The organism is Lysobacter soli, assembly GCF_009755585.1.
Lineage (GTDB): Bacteria > Pseudomonadota > Gammaproteobacteria > Xanthomonadales > Xanthomonadaceae > Lysobacter_J > Lysobacter_J soli.
Genome location: NZ_CP046603.1, coordinates 3,757,540 through 3,771,756 on the forward strand (window position 1 = coordinate 3,757,540; position 14,217 = coordinate 3,771,756).

At 67.3% G+C, this 14,217-nt stretch carries 18 protein-coding genes; 10 read left to right on the top strand and 8 right to left on the bottom strand.

Annotation, left to right across the window (positions count from 1 at the left end; genetic code table 11):
• Positions 1 to 91: 91 nt before the first annotated feature.
• A complete protein-coding gene (locus GOY17_RS17095) occupies positions 92 to 418 on the top strand; it encodes a DUF6249 domain-containing protein (protein WP_115841944.1) in 327 nt (108 codons plus the stop codon).
• A gap of 138 nt (positions 419 to 556) precedes the next feature.
• Here GOY17_RS17095 and GOY17_RS17100 read toward each other — a convergent pair whose 3' ends face one another.
• Complete coding sequence (locus GOY17_RS17100; protein ID WP_115841945.1) at positions 557 to 991, bottom strand: Lrp/AsnC family transcriptional regulator; 435 nt, start codon at positions 989 to 991, stop codon at positions 557 to 559.
• Between the two features lie 99 nt (positions 992 to 1,090).
• On the opposite strand from GOY17_RS17100, the gene GOY17_RS17105 reads away from it, so the two are divergent.
• On the top strand, positions 1,091 to 1,708 hold the full coding sequence (locus tag GOY17_RS17105; RefSeq protein ID WP_157031271.1) for a cysteine hydrolase family protein: 618 nt from the start codon (positions 1,091 to 1,093) through the stop codon (positions 1,706 to 1,708).
• Between the two features lie 216 nt (positions 1,709 to 1,924).
• On the opposite strand, the gene GOY17_RS17110 is transcribed toward GOY17_RS17105, so the two are convergent.
• On the bottom strand, positions 1,925 to 3,598 hold the full coding sequence (locus tag GOY17_RS17110; RefSeq protein ID WP_157031272.1) for a M28 family metallopeptidase: 1,674 nt from the start codon (positions 3,596 to 3,598) through the stop codon (positions 1,925 to 1,927).
• Positions 3,599 to 3,865: 267 nt separating this feature from the next.
• Entirely contained in the window at positions 3,866 to 4,297 is a 432-nt protein-coding gene (locus GOY17_RS17115) for a PepSY domain-containing protein (protein ID WP_157031273.1), read from the bottom strand.
• Between the two features lie 307 nt (positions 4,298 to 4,604).
• Here GOY17_RS17115 and GOY17_RS17120 point away from each other — a divergent pair, with 307 nt between their 5' ends.
• The 5 genes from GOY17_RS17120 to GOY17_RS17140 all read left to right on the top strand — a co-directional run bounded on the left by GOY17_RS17120 (position 4,605) and on the right by GOY17_RS17140 (position 9,201).
• The gene (locus GOY17_RS17120; RefSeq protein WP_157031274.1) at positions 4,605 to 5,894 is read left to right on the top strand and encodes a CynX/NimT family MFS transporter; all 1,290 of its coding nucleotides are present in this window, start codon (positions 4,605 to 4,607) and stop codon (positions 5,892 to 5,894) included.
• 106 nt (positions 5,895 to 6,000) lie between these two features.
• Positions 6,001 to 6,192 (top strand): hypothetical protein, encoded by a 192-nt coding sequence (locus GOY17_RS17125; protein ID WP_157031275.1) that lies wholly within the window; start codon positions 6,001 to 6,003, stop codon positions 6,190 to 6,192.
• Positions 6,193 to 6,277: 85 nt separating this feature from the next.
• Entirely contained in the window at positions 6,278 to 7,045 is a 768-nt protein-coding gene (locus GOY17_RS17130; RefSeq protein WP_181902769.1) for a HipA family kinase, read from the top strand.
• Complete coding sequence (locus GOY17_RS17135) at positions 7,032 to 7,442, top strand: DUF3037 domain-containing protein (RefSeq protein WP_157031276.1); 411 nt, start codon at positions 7,032 to 7,034, stop codon at positions 7,440 to 7,442. Before GOY17_RS17130 ends, GOY17_RS17135 begins: the two co-directional genes overlap by 14 nt.
• Positions 7,443 to 7,551: 109 nt before the next feature.
• Complete coding sequence (locus GOY17_RS17140; RefSeq protein WP_157031277.1) at positions 7,552 to 9,201, top strand: outer membrane protein assembly factor BamB family protein; 1,650 nt, start codon at positions 7,552 to 7,554, stop codon at positions 9,199 to 9,201.
• Positions 9,202 to 9,309: 108 nt separating this feature from the next.
• Here the strand turns inward: GOY17_RS17140 and GOY17_RS17145 are convergent, their stop codons facing one another.
• Entirely contained in the window at positions 9,310 to 9,519 is a 210-nt protein-coding gene (locus GOY17_RS17145; RefSeq protein ID WP_115841954.1) for a cold-shock protein, read from the bottom strand.
• A gap of 237 nt (positions 9,520 to 9,756) precedes the next feature.
• Here GOY17_RS17145 and GOY17_RS17150 point away from each other — a divergent pair, with 237 nt between their 5' ends.
• A complete protein-coding gene (locus tag GOY17_RS17150; protein ID WP_157031278.1) occupies positions 9,757 to 10,041 on the top strand; it encodes a DUF4031 domain-containing protein in 285 nt (94 codons plus the stop codon).
• 87 nt (positions 10,042 to 10,128) lie between these two features.
• The gene (locus GOY17_RS17155; RefSeq protein WP_115841956.1) at positions 10,129 to 10,380 is read left to right on the top strand and encodes a DUF3297 family protein; all 252 of its coding nucleotides are present in this window, start codon (positions 10,129 to 10,131) and stop codon (positions 10,378 to 10,380) included.
• Between the two features lie 3 nt (positions 10,381 to 10,383).
• Here the strand turns inward: GOY17_RS17155 and GOY17_RS17160 are convergent, their stop codons facing one another.
• Complete coding sequence (locus GOY17_RS17160; protein ID WP_198173729.1) at positions 10,384 to 11,103, bottom strand: M23 family metallopeptidase; 720 nt, start codon at positions 11,101 to 11,103, stop codon at positions 10,384 to 10,386.
• A gap of 299 nt (positions 11,104 to 11,402) precedes the next feature.
• Here GOY17_RS17160 and GOY17_RS17165 point away from each other — a divergent pair, with 299 nt between their 5' ends.
• Positions 11,403 to 11,957, top strand: coding sequence for a DUF3016 domain-containing protein (locus GOY17_RS17165; RefSeq protein WP_157031280.1), 555 nt, complete (start codon positions 11,403 to 11,405; stop codon positions 11,955 to 11,957).
• 66 nt (positions 11,958 to 12,023) lie between these two features.
• Here GOY17_RS17165 and GOY17_RS17170 read toward each other — a convergent pair whose 3' ends face one another.
• From GOY17_RS17170 to GOY17_RS18855, 3 genes are all read right to left on the bottom strand, one after another.
• Complete coding sequence (locus GOY17_RS17170) at positions 12,024 to 12,785, bottom strand: ABC transporter permease (protein WP_115841959.1); 762 nt, start codon at positions 12,783 to 12,785, stop codon at positions 12,024 to 12,026.
• Positions 12,782 to 13,720, bottom strand: coding sequence for an ABC transporter ATP-binding protein (locus tag GOY17_RS17175; protein WP_115842082.1), 939 nt, complete (start codon positions 13,718 to 13,720; stop codon positions 12,782 to 12,784). Before GOY17_RS17175 ends, GOY17_RS17170 begins: the two co-directional genes overlap by 4 nt.
• Positions 13,721 to 13,824: 104 nt before the next feature.
• Positions 13,825 to 14,094: a DUF2798 domain-containing protein gene (locus tag GOY17_RS18855; RefSeq protein ID WP_181902759.1), complete on the bottom strand. Its 270-nt coding sequence runs from the start codon at positions 14,092 to 14,094 to the stop codon at positions 13,825 to 13,827.
• Positions 14,095 to 14,217 lie beyond the last annotated feature (123 nt).

The window sequence follows — 14,217 nt, forward strand, 5'->3', positions numbered from 1 at the left end:
TCACGAAGTTTGTTTCCGGCCGCTGCAACCGGTCGCGCGGCGGCCGTATCTCTTGCCCCGTACCCCACGCCACGGTCCCGAGAACACACCCATGAACTTCGAAATCCTGATCCCGATCACCCTGTTCATCTGCGTCGTCTACGCCATCAAGGTGGTCGTGGACGCGCGTACCCGCGCCAAGCTGATCGCCAGCAACGGCTCGGAAGACCTGATCCGCTCGCTGGTGCAGGCCGAAGCGCTGCAGCGCCGCCACGCCTCGCTGCGCTGGGGCATCCTGCTGCTGGCCGTCGGCCTCGGCTTCGCGCTGATCGAAGCGTTCGGCTGGACCGAGATCACCCCCGGCGTCGTCGCCGTACTGCTCGGCGTGACGGGACTCGGGAACCTGGCCGCCTACGCAGCCTCGCGGAAACTGGGGTAAGGCCGCGCGCTGGCGAGCCACTGGCTCGCGCGCGGCCGAACGCCCGGCCATGGATGGCCGGGCCGGGCAATCCGACGCTCGTCGCGTGACGCCATGGATGGCGGGGCTATAGGCACCGAGCGCGGCAAGGCTTGCCAGTCACCGCCGATCCAGCGTCGTACGCAGGACCGGCACCGTGGTGACATCGTCCACGCCCTTGATCGCGGCGACGCGCTCGCGCAGATCGGCAAGCTCGCCCGGCGACTCCGCCTGCACCAGCACGAGCAGGTCGAGCTCGCCGGCGACGCTGTGGCACAGCCGTACCTGCGGCATCGCGGTCAACTGCGGCATCACGTCGTCGCAGCTGAAACCGTCGGCATAACGCAGCATCAGCCACGCCTGCAGCGGATCGCCGCCGCTGCCCAGTCGCACGGTGTACTGCGCGATCACGCCTGCGCTTTCCAGCCGTTGCAGGCGCTCCTGCACGGTGGTGCGTCCAAGGCCGACAGCCTTCGCGAGCGCGACCGTCGACAGACGCGCGTTGTCCTGCAGCAGCGCGATGAGCTGGCGATCGATGGCGTCGAGGTGTTTCATCGCAACGGGCGTGCCGGTGTCCCGGCATTCTGCCGGGTTGAGACCGGCGCTGGCGAGCGCGCATCGTGGGCGCCCACCGCCCCGGGAGATCCCCGATCGATGAATGCCCCGCGTTCCACCCTAGAACTCGACACGCGCAGCGCGCTGATTCCCATCGACGTGCAATGCGGTTTCGACCTGCCGCCGTGGCCGCCGCGCAACAACCCGGCGATGGAGGCCAATGCGCTGCGCATGCTGGATGCGTGGCGCCGCGCCGGCTTGCCGCTGATCCACGTGCGGCACGATTCGGTGATGGAAGGCTCGGTGCTCGCGCCCGGGCATCCGGGCAACGCGCATCGTCCGGGCTTCGTGCCGCTGGAAGGCGAACCGCTGGTGAGCAAGTCGGTCAATGCGGCCTTCATCGGTACCGATCTGGACCTGCGCCTGCGTCGACTGAATGTCGACACCGTCGTGTTGTTCGGCATCAGCACGGACATGTGCGTGTCGACGACCGCACGCGTCGCGGCGAACCTGGGCTATCGCACGATCGTCATCGGCGATGCGTGCGCGTGCTTCGACCTGAAGGATGCCGACGGATCGGTGATCCCCGCCGACGCGATACAGCGCGCGCACCTGGCGACATTGCGGGCGGAGTTCGCGCAGGTGGTGGAGAGCGATGCGGTGATCGAGGCGCTCAAGCCCCTCTCCCAGCGGCGACCGAAGGGAGTGCAGAGCTGAGAGGGGTCGGGGTGAGAAGGCGCTGCTTGCGAACCACTGGTTCGCGCGCCTTTCGAACGCCCGAACGCTACGCGTTCGGGCCGGGTAGGGGCAACGAAGCGACACGGGAGAACAGCCAAGGAAGTGAAACGCTGCGGGCTGCTCTCGACGTTACCGCACGGACTTCACCCCTCCCCTCCCTCCCCTGCACGCAGGGGAGGGAGGATCAGCGAGGCGTTACTTCCGATCACCCGCCGTCTGGTCACGCGCCGCGCGGAACTCGCTCGACGCGTCCCAGTTCGGCCAGCGATCCGAATCGGCCAGGTTGCGGCCGACGGTGTAGAGCAGGCCCAAGTCGCGCGCCATGCCGAGGAAGGTCCAGTCGGCTTCCCATTCGTCGGCCGGCTGGTGGTAGCGGTCGGCGACGTACGCGTCTTCCATCTTCTTGCCCGCTTCCAGGCCGCCGTCGACCAGGTCGTTGCCCGAGCCGAACGACACCGCCGGAACGCCGCGCTTGGCGAAGGGGAAGTGATCGGAGCGGAAGAAGTGGCCGGCTTCGGGCTTCGGATCGGTCACGTAATCCAGGTTCGCCACCTTCTTCGCCGTGTCGATCAGTTCGTCGAGCAGTTCCTGCTTCGCGCTGCCGGAGGTGGTGAAGTTGCGCGCCGGACCGTGCGGATCGAGCGCGTCCATATTGATCACCGCCACCGTCTTGCCCAGCGGGTACAGCGGCTTGGAGGCGTAGTACTCCGAACCGAGCAGGCCCTTCTCCTCCGCCGTGACGGCGAGGAAGACGACCGAACGCTCCGGCTTCGTCGGCGCCTTGGCGAACGCGCGGCCGATCTCGATCAGCGCGGCGGTGCCGGTCGCGTTGTCGACCGCGCCGTTATAGATCTTGTCGCCCTTCGCGTCCGGCTGGCCGACGCCCAGGTGGTCCCAGTGCGCCGAGTAGATGACGGTTTCGTCAGGGCGCTTCGTGCCGTCGATGCGGCCGACGATGTTGTGCGAGGTGATGATCTGGCGATCCACGTCGTACTTCGCGCTCAGCGTCGCGCCCTTCAGTTCGACCGGCTTGAACGCCTTGGTCTTCGCCTGCGCCTTGAGCGCGTCGAAATCCAGGCCCGACTGCTTGAACAGCTGCTGCGCGAAATCGCGCTGGATCCAGCCTTCCAGCTTGGGATGCACCGAGGCCGGCTTGTCGCGCACGACGTCGAACATCGTGTTGGTGTTGGAGTTCTTGACCGTCGCCCAGCCGTACGAGGCCGGATCGGTTTCGTGCACGATCAGCAGGCCGAGCGCGCCCTGGCGCGCGGCCTCTTCGTACTTGTAGGTCCAGCGACCGTAGTAGGTCATCGCCTTGCCGCCAAAATCGCCTTCACCGCCATCGAAGTCCGGATCGTTGATCAGGACCACGGCAATCTTGCCCTTGAGGTCGACGCCCTTGAAGTCGTCCCAGCCGCGCTCCGGGGCGCTCACGCCGTAGCCGGCGAAAACCAGCGGCGCCTTGCTGATGTCGACGGCGGTCGAGCCGTCCTGCGCGGCGCGCACGGCGATCTGCTCGCCCTGCGTCAGCGCCTGCGTCTTGCCCTTCACGGCAACGGAAATCGTCGGCGTGCCCTTGATCTCGGCGCGTGCCAGCGGCACGGCCTGGGTCCATTCGCGCTTGCCGTCCTTCAGGTCGCCACCGGGCTGCAGGCCGGCCGCCTTCATCTGCGCGACGACGTAATCGATGGTCTTGGTTTCGCCGGCCGTGGCGGGGCCGCGGCCCTCGAATTCATCGGAGGAGAGGACCTTCACGTCCTGCGAGAGGCGCGCGGGGTCGATGTCGGTCGCCGCCGGTTTGCCGGCGACGGCGGGATTCAGGGCGAGCGAGAGGGACAGCGCAAGCAGCGATACGGCCGGTAGCTTCATGGATGGGACCTGGGGTCGGAGTGCCGGCCGATGGTACGGAGCGGGGAGGCGGGGTGCCAGCCAACGTTATGCACAGGGGCCGGGGGTGCTGCCCTTCTCCCGCTAGCGGGAGAAGGTGCCGGCAGGCGGATGAGGGCGGAGCCCGCGGTCAGCACAATGCCGCTGCCCGGCCCTCACCCCAACCCCTCTCCCGCAGGCGGGAGAGGGGCTAAGTGCATGGGCGGAGTGCCCCTGATCACCGGGTCAGGGGAGAGCACCGCCTGAAACTCAATCCTTTTCCTTGCCGATCACCTTGCCCGTCGCCGGATCGATCTTCAGCTCCACGTCCTTGCCCGACGGATCATCGGCCTCGGCGTTCCAGATGCCGTCCTCGAAATCGACGTCGTGCACGTTGGTGTAGCCCTCGGCCGACAGCCGCGCACGCACGTCGGCCTCGCTGAGGTTGGCGACCTGCTTGTCCGGGTAGACCTGGCCGGTCTTCGCATCCAGGCGCACGTCGACGCTGTCGCCCTGCGCGCTGTGCGCGTCGGCCTTCCACACGCCGTCCTCGAACTTCACGTCGTTGACCTTGGTGTAGCCCTGCTCGGTCAGGCGCGCACGCACCTGCGCTTCGGTCAGCGGGGCCGCCGGCTTGGCGTCCTGCGCGAACGCGACGGTCGACAGCGACAGCAGCGCGGTCAGCACGATGGTCTTCTTCATTCGATGACTCCCTGGTTTGCAGTGGATCGTTGCAGTGGGCTGGAGTCTTCGTCGGCCGATGCGAATCGCGGGTGAATCCTCGCGGCACGTGTGCGGAAGCGGTCAGCATGGTGATTCGGCCGTGAAAACCGATGTCCGGCGGTCCACACTGGAACCCAGTGTTGCCGCCCGCCGGGTGGCCGCACATGCCTCCATCCCGCAAACTTCACGTATTCAGCCGCGCGCCGCGCATCTTCCGCAGCATCCGCGACATCGAACCGCACGCATCGCCCTGCTTAGATCCGCGGGGTGCACAGGACTTCCCGCAATGAACGCAGACTCCCTCGCCGCCCCGCTCGTCCGCCCGTTGTGGCGCGACCGCGCGCTCGTGCTGGCGGGCATCGCGATGTCGGCGTTCAACCTGCGCACGGCGGTGACCTCCCTCACGCCGCTGCTCGACACCCTCGGCGACACCTTCGGCTTCGGTCCGACCATGACCGGCGTGCTTGGCATGGTGCCGACGGCGGCATTCGCCGTGTTCGGCGTGGTGACGCCGGCCATCGCGCATCGCCTTGGCCTCGAACGCACGGCGCTGCTGGCGATGGCGCTCGCGGCGATCGGCCTGTTCGTTCGCGCGTTTGTCGGCGACACGGCGATGTTGCTGGTGACCTCGGCGATCGCGCTGTCCGGCATGGGTATGGGCAACGTCGTGCTGCCGCCGCTGGTGAAGCGCTACTTCGCCGATCGCGTCGGCACCGTCAGCACGCTCTACATCACCGTGCTGCAGCTGGGCACGATCCTGCCGGCGCTGCTCGCCGTCCCCATCGCCACCGCCGCCGGCTGGCGCGTGTCGCTCGGCGCGTGGTCTCTGGTCGCCGCCGCCGCCGCGCTGCCGTGGATCGGCGTGTTGTGGATGGAACGCTACGGGCAATCGCGGCAGGCGAAGGCGCTCTGCCAGGCGCACGACGAAGCTGTCGCGAGCGGCGATCCCGCACCGGAACTCGATGGCGCGAAGGATGGCGCGAACGGCAGCGCGCGCGGTCGCGTCTGGCGTTCGCCCGTCGCGTGGGGCCTCACGCTGATGTTCGGCATGACGTCGCTGACGACGTATTCGATGTTCACGTGGTTGCCGAAGCTGCTCACCGAAGCCGGCGGCTCGCACGCGCTCGGCGGCACGATGGTCGCGCTGTTCTCGACGATGGGCCTGCTGAGCGCGCTGTTCCTGCCGGCGCTGGCGGTGCGCATCCGCAATCCGTTCCCGATCGTCGTCGCATGCGGCGCGAGCTACATCGCCGCGTTCGCCGGCCTGCTGCTCGCGCCGATGGCCGCGCCGCTGCTGTGGGTCGCATTCCTCGGCCTGGGGCCGAGCACGTTCCCGCTCTCGCTCACGCTGATCAACCTGCGCACGCGCACGCCGGGCGGTTCCTCGCGGCTGTCGGGCTTCGTGCAGGGCGTGGGCTACAGCCTCAGCTGCCTCGGGCCCCTGCTGTTCGGCTGGCTGCACGAGGCCACGCACGGCTGGGAGTGGCCGTTCGCGTTCCTGACGCTGTGCCTGCTCGCGCTGCTGTACGGCGGCTGGCTCGCGAGTCGCCCGCGCATGCTCGAGGACACCTGGTAGGCATCACCGGCGCGATTCTTCGCGCGACGCATACATCCTCGCGACAAGGGGTTCAGCCCGAATCGCCCACGCTCCATGCACGTTCCATTCTGAGATGGAGTCCGTCATGGGCCAGCGTCACGTCGAAAACGACCCGAACACCAGCGGCAAGTCCGAGCGCGAATACGAGCACAGCTCGGGCGATCGCAACACCAAGAAGAGCGAGAACGACTGGCAGGGCTTCAGCGGCGGCAAGCAGCGCGACGCCACGCCGGGCGCGCCGGGCACGCCGCCGGCGAAGGATGCCGATCGCCGCTGATAGAAAGTAACGAGCGGACGTTCCTTTCGCTCGTTTCCCGTGCCAAGTACCCTGTCGCGGCCCTCATCCGCCGCGACCCATGACCCTGCGCACCGTCAACGTTGCCCGTTACGTCACGCCATTGCGCGAAGGCGGTTCGTTGCCTGCGATCGTCGAAGGCGACGATGACGGCCTCTATGTCCTGAAATTCCGCGGCGCCGGCCAGGGCGTGAAGGCGCTGGTGGCCGAGCTCGTCGCCGGCGAAATCGCCCGCAAGCTCGGCCTTCCGATCCCGGAACTTGTGTTCGTCGAACTCGACGCCGAGCTCGCGCGCACTGAACCGGATCCGGAAATCCAGGAACTGATCAAGGCCAGCGACGGCCTCAACCTCGCCCTCGATTACCTGCCCGGCGCGATCAATTTCGATCCCGTCGCCGAACGCGTGCCGGGCGCGCTGGCGTCCGACATCGTCTGGTTCGACGCCTTCACCAGCAATGTCGACCGCAGCTTCCGCAATCCGAACCTGCTCGTCTGGCATCGCAACCCGTGGCTGATCGACCACGGCGCGGCGCTGTACTTCCACCACGGCTGGGACGGCTCGCCGACGCATGCCGGCAGCGCGTTCCCGATGATCCGCGAGCACGTGCTGCTGCCGCAGGCAGACGACATCGCCGGCGCGGACGCACGGCTGTCGGGAAAGCTGACGCGGGGCGATTTCGACGCGATCCTCGCGCTCGTGCCCGACGCGTGGCTCGTCGGCGCGGACACACCGGCCGATCCCACCGAACATCGCGCGGCCTACGTCGAGCATTTCATGCAGCGGCTGGCGCAGCGCCAGCGCTTCGTCGAGGAGGCGATCCATGCACGCGCCTGAGACGCCGCGCCGCGATACCTACGACTACGCGGTGATCCGCGTGGTCCCGCGCGTGGAACGCGAGGAGTTCGTCAACGTCGGCATCCTGCTGTCGTGCCCGACGGCGAAGTTCCTGCAGGCGCGCATCGAAGTCGACGAGGCGCGGCTGCGCGCGCTCGATCCCGACATCGACCTGGACACGGTGCGCCGTCATCTGGAGGCGATGGAAGCGATCTGCGCCGGCGGCCCGGGCAGCGGTCCCATCGGCCTGTTGCCGCAGCGCGCGCGCTTCCACTGGCTCACCGCCAAGCGCAGCTCGATCATCCAGACCTCGCCCGTCCACCTGGGCCGCTGCACCCACGCCGGCAACGCGGTCGAGCACCTGATGGACCGGATGGTGCGGGTGCGGCGCGGCTGACGCGTCCGGCGCGGGCCGGCTATAGTCGGCGCGGGGACAATCCAGGGACGGCCCATGCCGGGAAACCGGCACGCAACCCCATGCGCGCGGGCCAAGGAAGGGGAAATTCATGAAGAAGACACGCGCCTTGGGCGCGCTCGTAGTGATCTGCGCGCTTTCTGCATGCGGAGGCGGTGGTGGTGGGGGGGGCGGCAGTACGCCAGCTCCGGCACCTTCAACACCGCCTCCCACGACGCCTCCCACGACGCCGCCGCCGGCAACACCCTCGGTGGGACTGACTCTGTCCACCCCGCCGATCTCGCTGACGCTCGCCTTTGGCGACGACGCGAAGGCCGACGTGACCGGTCGATGGACCGCGGCCAATCTGGGTTCGGCCCAGGTCTACCTGCAGGTCGCCGACGACGGCGGCACCTTCGTCACTCCCGCTGTCACCGCCAGCGGCAATCCGGACTTCGTCTATTCATTGCCGTTGTCCAATGCGGTCGTGCCGGGGACGCGCGCGGGCACGATCACGGTGCGCGCGTGCGAAGACGTCCAGTGCGTCAAACCCTACGCGAGCGCTTCGCAGACCTTGTCCTACAAGGTGGAGATCACGCCGATGCCCGAGTGGGAGACCACCCAGGGCAATGCGGCCCACAACGCTTACGTCCCCATAACGCTGGACGTGACGCGGTTTGCCAAGGCATGGGAATGGAAGCGTCCGGCCGTCTCCACTTCAACCACGACGGGCCCGATCTTTCCGGTCGTGACCAGCGGCCGCATGGTGTACGTGGCCGCAGACGGTGTCAGTACGGCGGGACCGGGCCTGTTCGCTCTCGATGAAAAGGACGGGACGGTGAAGTGGTCCCAGCAGTTCACGCTGCGCTACGGCTCGCTCAATCCGCCCGCGGCATCGGGTGGCACGGTCTACGTGCCGACGACGGGGCATGAGGACACGTTCCTCTGGGCGTTCGATGCGGCCGATGGCACGCCACAGATGCAGTCGGGCTTTCGCACGCAATGGGCCGACATCCTCGCGCCGACCGTCAAGGACGGCGTGGCTTACGTGAACTCGGGCTATTACGGCGGTGTCGTCTACGCGTTCGAGCGGAGCACGGGACTGAAGAAGTGGGAAGCGTCGGGCGGCACCTACGGCATGAACACGCCAGCCCTGGACGACGCGAACCGTCTGTATGCCCACAACGGCAGCACCCTGACTGTTCTGGATTCGCGAGATGGCACGCTGCTGGGCAGCATCGGCCCGCAGCCGGGCGGCTTGCAGGTCGACCACCGCGCCACACCGATCGTCGGCGCGGAAAACAGCGTGACCGGCTTCGTCGGCGACTGGTACAACGAGACGCGCCCGCTTCGCAATTACGCGATCGACACCTTGAGCGAACGCTGGACGTCGGTGAAGACCTACCACGCCTACCCGGCCGTCGCCAAGGGCGTGATCTACGCGGCGTCGAACAATCCCAAGTCGTTCGACGCGATCGACGAGAAGACCGGACAGTTGCTCTGGTCGTGGATCCCGGGGACGGCAGACACGGTGTTCTTCCACAACGTGGTCGTCACCAACAACCTCGCGTTCGTCAGCACGAACCGGGCGCTGTACGCGATCGACCTGGCGACCCGCAAGCCGGTGTGGCAGACGCCGACGCCGGGGCAGGTGGCCATCTCCGCCAGTCGCATGCTCTACATCATGCCCGGAACGACCGATGTCTACGGCTACCCGTCTTCGGGCAGCGACGGACGCCTGCTTGCGTTCCGTACCCGTTGAGCCGGTAGCCCGCCCATGCGTGGGGACGCCCGGCCTGCCGCCGGGCGTCACGCAAAAAAAAAAGCCCGGCTTTCGCCGGGCTTTTTGGTAACGCTTGGCGCTAAAGGCTTACAGGGCCTGCACGGCGTCGGCCTGAAGGCCCTTCTGGCCCTGGACGACGGTGAAGGACACCTTCTGGCCTTCCTGCAGGCTCTTGAAGCCCGAGCCCTGGATCGAACGGAAGTGGACGAACACGTCCTCGCCGTTCTCGCGGCTGATGAAGCCGAAGCCCTTGGCATCGTTGAACCACTTGACGGTACCGGTTTCACGGTTCGACATGACTTTCTCCTATACGGATGGTGAGACCGCTATCGCGGCATTGGAGCTGGTCGCAAGGAGAAAGCGAGGTGCAACGATGGAGAAGAAAATCCACATCGGGTCACATTCACCGTGACCCTTGGCTAACGCAGCGCGAGGCATGTTGGACGTGTTTGGTCGGATTTGCAAATCCGGACCGGCCCGGGCGGTTCAGATAGGATCCCCATTCAGCATGTCCACCGATTACCTCTCCCCGCGATGACGGTCTATGTCGATGATGCGGTCCACCTCTGGCGCGGCCGCCGCTGGGCCCACCTGATGGCCGACACCCTCCACGAACTGCATGCCATGGCCGAGCGCCTGGACATCCCGCGTCGGGCCTTCCAGAACAAGACCTCCGGCGCGCATTACGACGTACCGTCCGAGTTGCGCGAACGCGCGATCGAGCTGGGCGCGGTGGCCATTTCGCGCCACACCGACCGCGACCGGGTCCGGGCGGTGATCGCCCGCGCCAAGGCGCAGGGCCGCGGCGAGCACCCCTGAGGCTGCGGGATCGCGCGGCCGCACGTATCCTGTGCGGCCCCGGCGCCTGCCCGGTGCCGACACCCGCGCCAGAACACGAATCCCGCCATGACCGACACTCCGCCCGACCGCCTCTCCAACGACCCGCGCAGCCCGTTCTTCGATGAGACGGTGCTCGAGCGCGGCATCGGCATCCGCTTCAACGGGGTCGAGCGCATCAATGTCGAGGAGTACTGCATCAGCGAAGGCTGGGTGCGGCTGCCGGTCGGCAAGGCGCTGGATCGCCGCGGCAACCCGATGACGATGAAGCACAAGGGCAAGGTCGAGGCCTGGTTCCGCGACGCGGAAGCCGGCGAGTAAGCCTCAGAGCCCCGCCAGGTAACGGCCCGGGTCGATCCGGCGCCCGTACTGGCGCACTTCGAAATGCAGGTGCGGACCGGTCGAACGGCCGGTCGAGCCCATCTTCGAGATCTCCTGCCCGGCGAGGACGACGTCGCCCGGCCGCACTTCCAGCCGGCTGTTGTGCGCGTACAGCGTCACGATGCCCTGGCCGTGGTCGATCATGACCACGTTGCCGTAGTCCTTCGTGTAATGCGCCTGCACGACCACGCCGTCGCCGCAGGCATGCACCGGCGTTCCGGTCGTGCCGGCGAAGTCGATGCCGCTGTGGAAGGCGTCGCCGCGCCCGAAGGGATCGTGGCGGCGGCCGAAGCCGGACGTGATCCGCACCGGCGCCACGGGCAGCAGGCTCAGCAGCTTCTCGCGCCAGTCGCGCTTGACCGGATTCCAGGCGACCGCCGACGGGTCGATCGCGTCGTCCGCCTTGTGCAGCGGCACCGCGTCCAGGTGCGCGAGGTCCGCGGCGAGGTCGTAGTGCGGCGCCTGCGAGGCCGGCAGGTACGGACCGCCCATCCCCGCTTCGACCGCGACCGCGCGCGCCGGCACGGCGACGTGCGTGCGCGCCCAGCCGGAGCCGGCGCTCGTGGCGGCAACCAGCATCGCGGCTGCGCAGATCACCTGCAGGCTGCTGCGCCAACCGCAGCGGATGGGACGGATTCGGGCTTTGCGTGCGGCGGGGGACATGGAACGGCTCCGTGGGCGGATGGCGGCGCCCGGCGACCGGACGCGGTGGACTTCTGGCCGGGGAATTCCGGCTGCGATACGTGCCGGGCGAAGCGCCATCGCGGCGCAGGAGGAAGTTTCCGGATCGGTCCCCGGGGCCGATATGAGACGGGTCCGAAAAACTCTCAGCCGAAGGCCTTGACCTGTTAAGGGTTCGTGGCTCGAAACCGCGAACGCCGGCTGTACGTCGCTGCGAGCCGCGTCGCCGGCGCGCGTCGGCGGTGGGAGAATCCGAGTTCCCCATCCTTTCGGAGGTCGCCATGAAATCGCGCCTCGCCCTTCTTCTTCTCGCCGCTGCCCTCGCCTCCACCGCGACCGCCGGCGTCCGCAACGTCACCGATCCGGATGCACCGCGCGCCTTGCCCGAAAGCGATTCGGTCAACGTGCGATGGGAAGACCCGTCGCGCTTCAGCGAACTTCGCTACAGCGGCAACCGCTGGGAAGCCTCGCAGGGCAACTGGGTGCAGGAACTCGCGGGCTACCTGCGCGAGCGCGCCGAGAAGCGCCTGCCCCAAGGCCAGCGCCTGGATGTCGACATCCTCGACATCCGCCGCGCGGGCATGTTCGAACCGTGGCACGGCCCGAACCTGCAGAACACGCGCATCATCCGCGACGTCTATCCGCCGCGCATGACGCTCAACGTGCGCCTCACCGATGCCGACGGGAACGTGATCGCGCAGGGCGAGCGCAAGCTGAGCGACCCGGGCTTCCTGATGAGCGACAGCGCTTCGCTCAACAGCGATCCGCTGCGCTTCGAGAAACGCCTGATCGATCGCTGGCTCACGCAGGAATTGCGCGAAGGCGAGCGCAGCTAGTCATCGAAGTCGCCGGAAACATGAAGGGCCGCAGCTGCGGCCCTTCTTTTTGTCGCGCGGAGCGGCTTACTGCTTCAACTTCCAGCCCGTGCGGAAGATCCAGTACACCACGCCCAGGCACAGCAGCAGGAACCCGAGGATCGCCGCCGCGCTGATGCCGACGTTGACGTCGGAAATCCCGAAGAAGCTCCAGCGGAAACCGCTGATCAGGTACACGACCGGGTTGAACAGCGCGACCTTCTGCCACAGCGGCGGCAGCATGCTGATCGAATAGAACGCACCGCCCAGGAACGTCAGTGGCGTGATGATCATCAGCGGCACCAGCTGCAGGCGCTGGAAGCTGTCGGCCCACAGACCGATGATGAAACCGAACAGGCTGAAGGTCAGCGCCGTCAGCACCAGGAAGCACAGCATCCAGAACGGATGCTGGATTTCGTACGGCACGAAGAAGCGCGCGGTGAGCAGGATCAGCGTGCCGAGCATCAGCGACTTGGTCGCGGCGGCGCCGACGTAGCCGATCACGATTTCCATCGCCGACACCGGCGCCGACAGCAGTTCGTAGATCGTGCCCGCCCACTTGGGCATGTAGATGCCGAAGGATGCGTTGGAGATGCTCTCGCTCAGCAGCGACAGCATGATCAGGCCGGGGATGATGAAGGCGCCGTAGCTCACGCCGTCGACATCGCCCATGCGCCCACCGATCGCCGCGCCGAAGACGATGAAGTACAGCGACGTCGACAGCACCGGCGAGACGATCGACTCCATCAGCGTGCGGAACGTGCGCGCCATCTCGAAGCGGTAGATGGCGCGGATCGCGTGCAGGTTCATGCGCGCGCCTCCCGGTTCTGGCGGACCAGGCTGACGAAGATGTCCTCCAGCGAGCTTTCGGACGAATGCAGGTCCTTGAAGTCGATGCCGTGCTGCGTGAGGCGACGCAGCAGCGCGGCGATGCCGGTTTCCTGCGCCTGCACGTCGAAGGTGTACACCAGCGAATGGCCGTCTTCGGCCAATTCCAGCGGGTATTCGGCCAGGTCGTCGGGAATGCGCTCCAGCGGCGCCTGCAGCGTCAGCGTGAGCTGCTTCTTGCCGAGCTTGCGCATCAGCGTGGCCTTGTCCTCCACCAGCACCAGCTCGCCCTTGTTGATCACGCCGATGCGGTCGGCCATGTCCTCGGCCTCCTCGATGTAATGCGTGGTCAGGATGATCGTGGTGCCGTTCTCGCGAAGGCGACGCACCATTTCCCACATGTCGTGGCGCAGTTCGACGTCGACGCCCGCGGTCGGTTCGTCGAGGAACAGGATCGACGGCTCGTGCGACAGCGCCTTGGCGATGAGCACGCGGCGTTTCATGCCGCCCGACAGCGCCATGATCTTGCTGTCCTTCTTGTCCCACAGCGAAAGGTCGCGCAGCACCTTTTCCAGGTATGCGTCATCGCGCGGCTTGCCGAAGAGGCCACGGCTGAACTTCACCGTCGCCCACACGCTTTCGAACGCGTCGGTCGACAGCTCCTGCGGCACCAGCCCGATCTTCATGCGCGCGGCGCGGTAGTCGTGGACGATGTCGTGGCCGTCGGCGGTGACGCTGCCGGAGCTTGCGTTGACGATGCCGCAGATGATGCTGATCAGCGTCGTCTTGCCCGCCCCGTTGGGCCCGAGCAGCGCGAAGATCTCGCCGCGACGGATCTGCAGGTCGATGCCCTTGAGCGCCTGGAATCCGGTGGAGTACGTCTTGGTGAGCCCCCTGACATCGATCACGGGGTCGATGACGGGATCGTGTGCCTGCAAGCCGGCGGTGGACGCCATGCCGTGTTCCTTTTCCTGCGGAGAACCCGCGGCATCGTACCGGAGCGGCGCCGACGGCATGTCGCTCATCCCATGCGGCCGAGGCGGCGCGACGATCCGGTGGCTTCGCTGCACACCTTCGTCACACGCGCCAGCAGCGCGCGCACGCCAGGCAGGATCACCCACGCGGCCGGCAGCGCGACGGCGAACGCGACGGGCCATCCGCGCAGCCAGGCCTCGACAAGCCCGGGGCCGAAACCGCGGTGCAAGGCGATCATGGCGAAGCTCATCACGCCCGACATCAGCGTGACGACCAGCGGAACGAAGGCGAACTGGGCCTGGCGTGGCGTGAGCATGGCGGGCATTCCGTTGCGGGGGAGGATTGACAGGTTAGGCACGCGACCCCGCGCCGATAAGCCCGTATCGGGGGGAAGAACCGTCCCGTCAGCGGGCGAATCGGCGAAACGTGCCATCGCGGC